Genomic DNA, 10,560 nt, shown 5'->3' on the forward strand with positions numbered 1-10,560 from the left:
TGTAAATTTTTATAAGCCACGTTCTGTTCAAATGATTTTGGCAAAATCACCTTTAGCAGCCATCTATCTTTGCTATTAAAAATAACAATCTAACCTTTAGTTCATTTTCTTAGGTTTAGACGCCCCCACCAAGTTTGGGTTGCACGCTCGCAGGGTTTACCTCGTTCCACCGATAACGTTTCCATTACCGCTTCGTCACTGTGGCACTTTTCAGAATATTCATGCATATTTTAAAAAACTTAGCATTTTTTTCGCCGTGATAAAAATCCTTTAGTTTGTTAGACTAAATACGATCACTACAAGCATCGCAGCTTGTGCGTGCGTGGACTTTCCTCAGCTCAATCTAACAGACTGAACCGCGACTGCTCAAAATTTACACCAACGAAAATTATACCAAAGCTACCTACTTTTGCAACCCATATACTCGTTGCTCAAGGTTATATACCTTTCGTTCCAATGCAGAAATTCTTTGAATTATTGCCATATTTGTCGAGCTTTCAGTTTGAGGTGCTTCGTTTATTAGAGGACTATATAATCCTGAGTAATTTTGTTTTGGTGAACTATAAGTTGGTATAGTATCCTTAACGTCACTGTGAGTGGCATCATTAGCTGGTTTAACTTTAAGTACCTCTTCTTTTTTTTGACGTTGATCGTTCATTAACTCGCCTTGAAGTTTACCAATTTGACCATATAAATCTTCAATAATTTGTTCAAATGTATCATAATCAGCAATTACCTTATCCAGGAACGCATCAACTTCGTCAGGATCAATACCCTTAACCTTAGTTCTAAATTGCTTTTTTAAGATATCTTGTGTTGATAACTGGATATCATTTAAATCTGCCATAAGCATGACAACTCCTTTGTTAATCTTCTCTATTTTAGCAAAAAGTTTAGTTGCTTAAAACCTCTAAAGCAACTTTAGGAAAAGCTTTAAAATTACTTTTCAAAATAATTATCTTTTTGCTTAGATTGAAATTCTTCTGCTGCATCTTGTAAATCGTAAAAATCTATTAATTCTAAAGGATAATCTTTGTTTACTTGGTATTGTTTGATTAACTCATAATCAAATTTAGGTTTACCTAAATGATCAGGATCATATACCATTAATGCTTCATCTGTATGCATTAGCATGAAATTTTGATAATTTCGTAACTGTACCGAACTTTGATAAGGTTTATTTGAAGTAGAAGCAAAAAAGTCAACTTTACTTTGTAATTCCTCAAATTCTTTTTGATGATTCTCATTCCATCGATGTGCAAATTCTTCATAGGGAACGATAATTGAAATTTGCAGTGGATATTTCTCTCGTAATTCAAGAGCTACTTCACACGCCCATTGATCAACCCCAAGATTTGCTCCTGTGATCAGCCAATCAAGCCGATCATTTTCTAGCAAGGTGATTAATCGTTCTTTAAGTGCAAACTTAATTACCTCTATTTTGGGATCTTTATCACCAAAAGTATTTAATTCAAAATTTCGATATCCCGTAACCCATAGACGTTGCATTGTGAAAGAGATGGCTCCTTGTTCAAAAATTTTCCCTTTATTGCTATAATGCTAACAGGAGTGAGAAAGATGGTCAAATATCCAAATGGTAGTTCTGCTGTTTTTTTTAAATCAGCAAACGAATCTGAACTCAGAAAAAAATATAATCATCGAAAAAATATTGATTTTTCCGATCGCGGTATGAACCTCGAACAAATGATTAACGAATCAAATAAATATTATCGGATAAAAGAAATAGCAGTTGTTCATAAAAAACCAACTCCAATTCAAATTGTAAAAGTTGACTACCCTAAGCGGTCCAGGGCTGTAATTAAAGAAGCCTATTTTCGTCAGGAATCTACAACAGATTATAATGGGGTATACGATGGTTACTATTTAGACTTTGAAGCTAAAGAAACTAAAAACAAAACTAATTTCCCATTAAAAAACTTTCATGAACATCAAATCGTTCACCTAGCAGAATGCTTGAAGCAAAAAGGGATTTGCTTTACAATTATTGGTTTTACGAGTCTAAATCGTTATTTTGCTACTCCAGCAAATAGGATTGTTAAGGCTTGGTGGAAGAAAGATAGAAGTTCATTAACTTTAAAAGAAATAAAGGATTGGTCAGTCGAAATTGAAAGTGGCTTTCAACCTACCCTACCTTATTTGAAAGCTGTCGATCAATTTATTGCAGATAGGAAAGCAAATAATGGCAGATAAAAATTATGGCTCAAACAATGAACGTGAATCTCGAAAAAAATACAGACAAAATTTGCCTAAACCTTTTTGGCAAAAAGCAATTAAATGGTTCTTTCTAGTCGTATTTCTGTTGCTACTTTCAGGCGTTGGAATATTTGCTTATTACGCCAAAGATGCTCCAAATATTAGTCAATCTCAGTTAGAAAGTGGCGGGTCATCTGGGATATATTCGACTAATGGTAAATTTATCTTATCTTTAGGTTCAGAAAAAAGAATTTATGTAAAAGATAGTTCTGATTTACAACTTTTAAAAGACGCAATTGTTTCAGTTGAGGATAAACGTTTTTATCGAGATAAGCTTGGTATTGATCCAATTAGAATTATTAGTTCGATGTTACTTAATGCTAAAAGCAATAGTATTTCAGCTGGTGGATCCACTATCACGCAACAATTAGTTAAATTAACAGTTTTTTCGACTGATGCCTCACAAAGAACATTTAAACGTAAAGCTCAAGAAGCATGGCTTGCCATGAGAATACAACGTGAATATACTCATGATCAAATCTTGGAATTTTATATTAATAAGGTTTACATGAATTATGGTAATTATGGTATTGGTACCGCAGCTAATTACTATTATGGCAAAAAAATTGGCGAATTAGATTTAGCACAGACTGCTTTATTAGCGGGTATACCGAACAGACCAACATCATATAATCCATATGTATATCCAAAGTATGCAAAGTATCGACGTGATATTGTGTTAAAAGCGATGCTTGATAATAAAAAAATTTCACAAGAGCAGTATGATAACGCACGCCATGAAAATATAAAAAAGGGATTAATATATCATAATCAAAGAAATCAATCTAATCTACGAAAAATCGATGATCCATATATTAAAGAAGCGATTGCAGAGGTTAAATCTAAAGGCTTTGACCCTTACCGCGACAATTTAAAGATTACTGTTAACATTGATCAAAAAGCGCAAAATAAACTCTATCAGTTGGCCAACAGCGGTGAAATACCATTTACTGATGATAAGATGCAGATTGGTGCTTCAGTAATTGATCCAAGTAACGGACACGTTGTTGCAATTATCGGTGGACGTAAATTGCCCCCTTCAGTTCAACTAGGACTTGACCGAGCAGTACAAACAAGTCGTTCAACCGGATCTTCAATTAAACCAGTTTTAGACTATGCGCCAGCAATTGAATACTTGAATTGGTCAACAGCAAAAATGATTGATGATAGCAAATACATTTATCCAGGTACAAATGTTCAATTATACGATTGGGATAATAAATATGACGGTATGATGACAATACGACATGCATTAGAACAATCACGAAATGTACCAGCAGTTAAAACCCTAAAAGAAGTTGGTGTGCCACGAGCATCAAAGTTTGCTGATAAAATGGGGATTAACGTCCCATCAAGTTCAGGTTTATCTGTTGCAATTGGTGCACAAGCATCTAGCTTACAAATGGCAGGAGCTTTTAGCGCGTTTGCATCAATGGGTGTTTATCATAAGCCTCAATTTGTTTCTAAAATTGAAACGCCAGATGGTTTAACGAGAAATTATGACTCCGCAGGTATACGAGTTATGAGTAAATCGACAGCATATATGATTACGGATATGCTCAAAGGTGTAATCACACATGGCTCTGGCACTAATGCTAGAATTGATGGCTTGCACCATGCCGGAAAAACTGGTTCTGTTAAGTATTCTGAAGAAGATCTTGCGCGCTATCCAAACTATGCTGCTACACCTAAGGATTCATGGTTTGTTGGATATACTCAAAGATATTCAATTGGCGTTTGGACTGGTTATGATAATTTACGAGATGGAACAATTGCAGGGATCGGGCAACAATCGGCACAACTATTTTATAAAAGTATGATGTCCTATTTAATGCAAAACAAAGAAAATGAAGATTGGCAGAAACCGAATTCAGTTATTCGTGCAAAGATTGCGCATAACTCTAATCCACCAGAAGTTTCTTCAACTGGGGATTGGCAGCTATTTGTTCGTGGGCATGCTCCAGCTGGAATTATTGATGATAGTAGTGAGTATGATGACGAAGATGAACAAACAGATACTAACAATTCAACTCCGAATACTGTTGTGTCCAACCCCCCAGCAACTGAACAAAAGAATATAAACGAACCCACTACTCAAAATAGAAATTTTCAACATAAATTAGGAGAAAAAGATCGAAAATACCAAAAGCCCGATGATAGTTCTGCAAAGTCTGGCCAGATTAATACTGAAAATAAAAGTTCTAAAGATAATCACACAGCAACATTGAACGATAATCATGATCATTAATTTAAAAACGGTGATTTTTATAAAAAATCACCGTTTTTTTTTTTAGGAATAATATTATTTTTTTAAGTATGAATATGGATCATTTTTGTCTCGAGCAGTCATTGCATAACGCCCAAATAAAATCATTGCATGGTGTGTATGGATCCATTCATCTTTAGGTAATATTTCTTCTAGCCTCTTTTCTATTTGCAGAGGTTTTGCATCTTGAGCTACAATATGAAATCTTTTGGAAATGCGCGCTACGTGAGTATCTACTGCAATCGCAGGTACACCAAAACCATCAGCCAGAACAACATTTGCAGTTTTTTCACCAACTCCTGGTAAAGTTATAAGGTCTTTTTTATTTATAGGTATTTCTGAATGATATCTCTCCACCAAAATCTGAGCCATTGCTTGTAAATGCTTTGCCTTAGAGTGGTAAAGACCTATTTGAGAAATATGTTCTTCAATTTGTTTAATTGATGCTTGTGCAAGATCAGTTGGCGTTGGATAATCCATTATAAACTTAGGCATGATTCGATTAACCATTTTGTCAGTTGTTTGCGCACTCATTAAAACAGCGCATAACAAATGAAACTTATTATCCCAGACCAATTCACTTTTAGCATCAGGATACATTGCATTAATTATATTAAGCACTTTTAATGCTTCTTTAGTATTTAATAATTTCTCAGTTGACATTAGCGATTCCTTTGAAGAAATTTCTGAACTTCACTACTAGTTTTTAAATTGTGACGTTGCCAATTAAGTAAAATCCGATCTACATATTTAAGACTATACGCTTGCGATAAAACGGCTTCTCTAAGAGCCATCTTTATTATTTCAGGATCATAGTGATCAACATTAAGCCATGCAGCAATTTCTTCTCGTTCAATTGGACTTAAATATCGTCCAAATTCAATTTCAAATTGACGCATTAATTGATTCAAAGGACTGTTATCAAGATTATTGATAGTAGGTTTATCAGTTTTAGTAGAATTAGATAATTCATTTGCTAAAATCTTGTCCAATTTTGAATAAAGTGAATTTAAACTGTACTGATTCCCAATTCGTCCCTGTTCATCTGTAATTTGCTCAATTGCTAAGCATTCATTATTGATCAACGCTTGGATTAAATTAGCAACATCTGTTGTTGAAAAATTAGTATTGGCAGCAATTTGCTCATTAGATGGAAATTTTTCACCTTGTTGGTTAAACATTTCCAACTGAATAATTAAAATCATTTCAGCATCGCTAATATTTAACTGCGAATAATATGCAAGTAATCCATTGGTTAAAGTTGTAAAGCCAACGGTGCGATATTGATTATATTGCAAAACGATTCTCCCTTTTAAAAAAGTTGAACTAAAGATAATCTTAGTTCAACTTTTTATTACTATAATTTTTACTAAAGCAAACCTACGGTTCAATTCGGTTAATCATTCTTGGAAATGGAATAGCTTCACGAACGTGATCTAATTTGCAAATCCAAGCAATTACCCGTTCAAATCCCATCCCAAAACCAGAATGAGGTACGCTACCATATTTACGTAAGTCTAAATACCAACTATAATCTTTTTCATTTAAGCCAGCTTCCTTAATCTGTTGTCTTAAAATATCATAGTCGCTTTCACGTTCAGACCCCCCCATGATTTCTCCATATCCTTCAGGGGCCAAAACATCAGCACATAGATATTCTTTAGGATTTTGAGGATTTTTTTTCATATAAAATGGTTTAATTGCTGTTGGATAATTAACTATAAAAAATGGACGATCAAATTTTTCGGAAATAAAAGCTTCGTCTGGTGCGCCAAAATCGTCTCCCCATTTAAAATCACGACCATCTTCTTGAAGCATCTTAACAGCATCATCATATGACAAGCGGATATAGTTTCCTTGTGCTGCTGGCTCCAATTTTTGTGGATCACGATCTAGTAATTCTAGTTCATATTGACAATTCTCTAATACCTGCTTAACAACGTAAGATAAAAAATGTTCTTGAATATCAAGTGACTCTTCTTGATTCATCCAAGCCATTTCTGGTTCCATCATCCAAAATTCAGTTAAATGCCTACGCGTTTTAGATTCTTCGGCTCTAAAAGTTGGTCCAAAAGTAAAAATTTTACTAAATGCAGAAGCTCCTACTTCACCATATAATTGCCCAGATTGTGATAAATATGCGTCTCCACCAAAATATTCAGTGTGGAATAATTCAGTAGTTCCTTCAGGAGCTGAGTGCATAAAGATTGGTGCATCAAATTTAATAAATCCTTCTTGCTCAAAGAAATCAACTGTTGCTTTGTAAATTATGTTTCTAATGCGCATAATGGCAAATGGACGCCTACTTCTCAACCAAAGATGACGGTGATCTAGTAAAAAGTCTATCCCGTGTTCTTTGTTTCCGATAGGGTAACCTTCGTTATTCGTAACTACCTCTAAATCAGATATTTGAATTTCATAACCAAAATGTGAGCGTTCATCTTGGCATACCGTTCCAGTAATATAAAAGCTTGCCTCTTGATGCAAAGACTTAGCTATCTCAAAAACTTCAGCAGTAACATCATTCTTTCGTATAACTCCTTGAAAAAATGCAGTTCCATCACGTAATTGTAAAAATACAATTTTACCGCTTGACCGCTTATCTGTCAGCCAAACATGCATTTTGACTTCTTCATCAACATGCTTGGCACAATCTCTAATTGAAATTAATTTTGTCATAAATATTGTTCCACTTTCCGTATCATATCAACTTAATAATACCAAAGATTTGTAAAATTAGCGACTTAACCTATTAAATTTCCATTTTTAAAATCATACAAGTAATAATTATAATCTCCTACTTTGTTTTTTGAAGTTATTTCCCATACAGCATGTTTATGATACCATCCTAAGTTAACTTTTAAAACTTGTTCCTGCGACTCATTACTTGTAAATTTGCTTCTAATTGCGGCTTCATTAATTCCCTTGCTTGTAGGCAATAAATATCCCTTTTTCCTGCCTGGAAGGTAAATAAAATAATACCTCTTGCGACTTTTAGTAACCCCTTCTAGAGCATAACTATTAACGCCTCGATTCATATGATAGCTTTTTTCAATGTGAGTAATTGGTGTTTTTTGCAAAGCAATTTTATTTAATTCATGCATTTCGCTCCGTTCAGAATTTCCTGCCTTATAAAAAATTGCAATTATCGAAAAATATCCTAATAATAGGATAATGATTAATAATTCAATAAATTTAATTGTTTGCCTTGTGTCATCTTTTATCATAGTTGTCCAACTTACTTTGTAGTTCTGATAAACGGATTTTTTGAGTGTTTACCGGTATAGTCTTTAAAAAATCTTTGCCATAATCTTTCTGCCAAATTCGTGAATCGAGAATCAAAAACTGTCCGTTATCTTTTTCATTTCTGATAAGACGTCCCATCCCCTGTCTGAAACGAATAATTGCACGTGGCATCGTATCATTTTGAAAAACGTTAATACCTTGTTGATACAAAAGTTTCTGTCGCAGTTTGACATTAGGCTGATCAGGAGATTCGAATGGTAATTTAGCTACTATAACTAAATCAATACTACATTCATGAAAGTCAATTCCCTCCCAGAAACTATCTGCACCTAAGATAATTGCTTTTTGAGCAATTGTAAACCGTTTAATGATTCGATTATTTGAGCCAGTAATTCCCTGAGCTAAAATTTCAAAATCACGTAAACTTGGTGAATTTAGAATAGTACTGTATATTTCACTGATTTTATCAAGATTTGTCATTAAAACCAAAACATGTTGTTTTTTACTTAAATCATTCTCTAGTATTTGGGATAATGTCTTTTCGTAAAAGGGATTAGTTAGTTCTGGCATATCTGTAACGGCAAGTACTTCAAGATGTTTTTTCAAATCAAAGGTACTACGGCCAATATATTTTTGAATTCTTAAATCACTTAAGGCCAACCGCTTAACTGAAAAGTCAAAATTATTTTCACTTGTCAAAGTTGCACTTACAAAACAAATATGTGAAAAACGATTATAAATCTGTTTTAATTCATTGGAAGCATCGAGCATAATCCAACTCAAATTTGCGCTTAGAGGATCTTGGGGATTTGTTAAAGTTACAATGAATCCTTCTTGCTGTAAAATATTCTCTTTATGTAACAAATCTGATAATTGATAACTTTGAGAAATATAGTTATCCAATAGGTCAATCTGGGTATTTAATTCACTTAATAGGGCATCTTTTTCTGTTCCTGAATTATCAGTTTCACTATAAAGCTTAAACAGTACTTGATTGGTTTGTTGACGAATACTTTCTAATTTACGTTGAAATTCAGCTAATTTTGTTTTGAACTTATTGTTTTGCATGAACAAATCTTGAACTTGAAAACTTAATAATAGGTTTCCATTAGCAAGAATATTTTTATTGACTGCTTTTTCACTTTTTGCAGTTAATAGTCGTTGTAACTGATTAATAATTTCAATAAGCTCTAAAATTTGTGGATTCAATTTTTCTAGTATGAAATTAAACTGTACATCATTTCCATACTGATTAAAAACACTATCGTCAGCATAATATAACAAATTACGTAAATGATTTAGTTCTCCCCACAATGATTCGAATTGAAATGAATCATTGCGTGAACTGACAACATTGTCTACAAAACGATGTGCCTCATCAATAACCAAATATGGATTTTGCCCCCAAATAGAATCGTTATAATGATTAGCTAAATAAGCATGGTTAGTAATCAAAATATCAGCTTCTTCTTGGCGATGACGAGCTAAATTCCAAAAATCAACATCAGCAAAATTACTACCAACACGTGCATCCCCTGGATGAGTTATTTGTGTAAACAAAGGTGCTTGGTAGCTGGTTAATTGCAATTCGTCTAAGTCACCAGTTTTCGTTTCAGTCAACCAAACAAGAATGCGCATTTGCATAACTAATGTTAACTTATTAGGTGTATTTTGATACAAGCTTTGATAAAATCCGTCTAAATCAAGATAATGACTACTTGATTTAACTACTTCGGCCTTTAAATCTAGCTTAGTAACATTTAATAATTGTGGAATTTCTTGACTAATAATTTGATTTTGTAAAATTTTTGTTGGTGTGGCAACGATTAATTTTCGATTTGAATAAAGTCGGTAAGCGTATGCAAATAAATATGAAAATGTTTTTCCTGTACCATTTGGTGCTTCAACAAGTAAAGCTCGTTCATGAGGGTTTTGGATAAATTTGTTAAGTCTATTGATCAACTTTACTTGCGATGCCCGATAAAAAATTTTTCCTTTAAACATTTCTCGTTTAGTCTTATTACTTAAAGGAAAAGTTTCATTAGATGTTTGGGGTCGGTTTGTTTCAAGTATTGTTTGCTTTTGCAAAATAATATTGCGCACCTGTTGATATTGCTTATCCAAAGGACGTTTGTTTTTTCTTGAGTCATCAGCAATTGTACTAAAAATCCATGAGGTTTCACGAATTAGACCATGAGCTAATGAACTAAGAGTGTTTAGAGTTGCTTGAGGCAAAGTTTCAAGTTTATGAATGATTCTAATTAATAAAATAGCTGTACTATAAGCATCAGAATCAGCTTTATGTGGATTTATGTGTTTTATTTCAAGTTGGGTAGTTAGATCGCTTAATTTATAAGATGGAAGCGTTGGAAATGCAATCTTCGCTAGTTCAACTGTGTCGATAGCTTTGTTAGTTAATGCTTCGAACCCATGCTGCACAAGTTCATAATTTAAAAAAGGCAAATCGAAATTAACGTTATGAGCAACGAAGATTGTTCCCTTTAAAATTTTAATAATTTTAGGGGCATAATAGGTAAAATCCTTTTCTTTTTTGACATCTTCATTATGTATATGTGTTAAATTTTGAACAGCAAGTGGAATATCACAATGAGGATTAATCATGAATGAATAGGTTTTAACTACTTTCAAATTTTTAATAATCGCGCAACCAAACTGAATAATATGATTATTATCTTCATGTTGGGTACCAGTTGTTTCTAAATCAACTACCGCAAAGGTTTTATTTAAAAATGAAGCCATGTATTATCTCCTAT

At 33.3% G+C, this 10,560-nt stretch carries 9 protein-coding genes and 1 other RNA gene; 2 read left to right on the plus strand and 8 right to left on the minus strand.

Annotation, left to right across the window (positions count from 1 at the left end; translation table 11 throughout):
• Positions 1-7: 7 nt before the first annotated feature.
• From rnpB to ACYIAQ_RS01025, 3 genes are all read right to left on the minus strand, one after another.
• Positions 8-374, minus strand: an RNA gene (gene rnpB, locus ACYIAQ_RS01015) — RNase P RNA component class B.
• A gap of 29 nt (positions 375-403) precedes the next feature.
• Positions 404-847, minus strand: coding sequence for a DivIVA domain-containing protein (locus ACYIAQ_RS01020; protein WP_122022946.1), 444 nt, complete (start codon positions 845-847; stop codon positions 404-406).
• Between the two features lie 92 nt (positions 848-939).
• A complete protein-coding gene (locus ACYIAQ_RS01025; RefSeq protein ID WP_483562228.1) occupies positions 940-1,509 on the minus strand; it encodes an SLOG family protein in 570 nt (189 codons plus the stop codon).
• Between the two features lie 69 nt (positions 1,510-1,578).
• On the opposite strand from ACYIAQ_RS01025, the gene recU reads away from it, so the two are divergent.
• A complete protein-coding gene (gene recU / locus ACYIAQ_RS01030; RefSeq protein ID WP_122018207.1) occupies positions 1,579-2,211 on the plus strand; it encodes a Holliday junction resolvase RecU in 633 nt (210 codons plus the stop codon).
• Complete coding sequence (locus tag ACYIAQ_RS01035; protein WP_483562229.1) at positions 2,201-4,522, plus strand: transglycosylase domain-containing protein; 2,322 nt, start codon at positions 2,201-2,203, stop codon at positions 4,520-4,522. Before recU ends, ACYIAQ_RS01035 begins: the two co-directional genes overlap by 11 nt.
• Positions 4,523-4,576: 54 nt before the next feature.
• Here the strand turns inward: ACYIAQ_RS01035 and nth are convergent, their stop codons facing one another.
• From nth to ACYIAQ_RS01060, 5 genes are all read right to left on the minus strand, one after another.
• Entirely contained in the window at positions 4,577-5,203 is a 627-nt protein-coding gene (gene nth / locus ACYIAQ_RS01040; RefSeq protein WP_483562230.1) for an endonuclease III, read from the minus strand.
• Positions 5,203-5,838, minus strand: a complete 636-nt coding sequence (locus ACYIAQ_RS01045; RefSeq protein ID WP_483562231.1) for a DnaD domain-containing protein — start codon at positions 5,836-5,838, stop codon at positions 5,203-5,205. Before ACYIAQ_RS01045 ends, nth begins: the two co-directional genes overlap by 1 nt.
• Positions 5,839-5,920: 82 nt before the next feature.
• Positions 5,921-7,219, minus strand: coding sequence for an asparagine--tRNA ligase (asnS, locus tag ACYIAQ_RS01050; protein WP_483562232.1), 1,299 nt, complete (start codon positions 7,217-7,219; stop codon positions 5,921-5,923).
• Between the two features lie 65 nt (positions 7,220-7,284).
• Complete coding sequence (locus tag ACYIAQ_RS01055) at positions 7,285-7,767, minus strand: hypothetical protein (protein WP_483562233.1); 483 nt, start codon at positions 7,765-7,767, stop codon at positions 7,285-7,287.
• Positions 7,754-10,546 carry a helicase C-terminal domain-containing protein gene (locus ACYIAQ_RS01060; RefSeq protein WP_483562234.1) on the minus strand — a complete coding sequence of 931 codons (2,793 nt, stop codon included), beginning with the start codon at positions 10,544-10,546 and terminating at the stop codon, positions 7,754-7,756. The genes ACYIAQ_RS01055 and ACYIAQ_RS01060 overlap by 14 nt, the downstream gene beginning before the upstream one ends.
• Positions 10,547-10,560 lie beyond the last annotated feature (14 nt).

It is taken from the genome of Lactobacillus sp. X-49, from assembly GCF_057063645.1.

What these genes read in the sequence shown, in the direction of transcription:
- ACYIAQ_RS01060 (WP_483562234.1), bottom strand. Translation starts at nt 10,546, where the DNA reads ATGGCTTCATTTTTAAATAAAACCTTTGCGGTAGTTGATTTAGAAACA.
- ACYIAQ_RS01020 (WP_122022946.1), bottom strand. Translation starts at nt 847, where the DNA reads ATGGCAGATTTAAATGATATCCAGTTATCAACACAAGATATCTTAAAA.
- asnS (WP_483562232.1), bottom strand. Translation starts at nt 7,219, where the DNA reads ATGACAAAATTAATTTCAATTAGAGATTGTGCCAAGCATGTTGATGAA.
- ACYIAQ_RS01035 (WP_483562229.1), top strand. Translation starts at nt 2,201, where the DNA reads ATGGCAGATAAAAATTATGGCTCAAACAATGAACGTGAATCTCGAAAA.
- recU (WP_122018207.1), top strand. Translation starts at nt 1,579, where the DNA reads ATGGTCAAATATCCAAATGGTAGTTCTGCTGTTTTTTTTAAATCAGCA.
- ACYIAQ_RS01055 (WP_483562233.1), bottom strand. Translation starts at nt 7,767, where the DNA reads ATGATAAAAGATGACACAAGGCAAACAATTAAATTTATTGAATTATTA.
- ACYIAQ_RS01025 (WP_483562228.1), bottom strand. Translation starts at nt 1,509, where the DNA reads ATGCAACGTCTATGGGTTACGGGATATCGAAATTTTGAATTAAATACT.
- nth (WP_483562230.1), bottom strand. Translation starts at nt 5,203, where the DNA reads ATGTCAACTGAGAAATTATTAAATACTAAAGAAGCATTAAAAGTGCTT.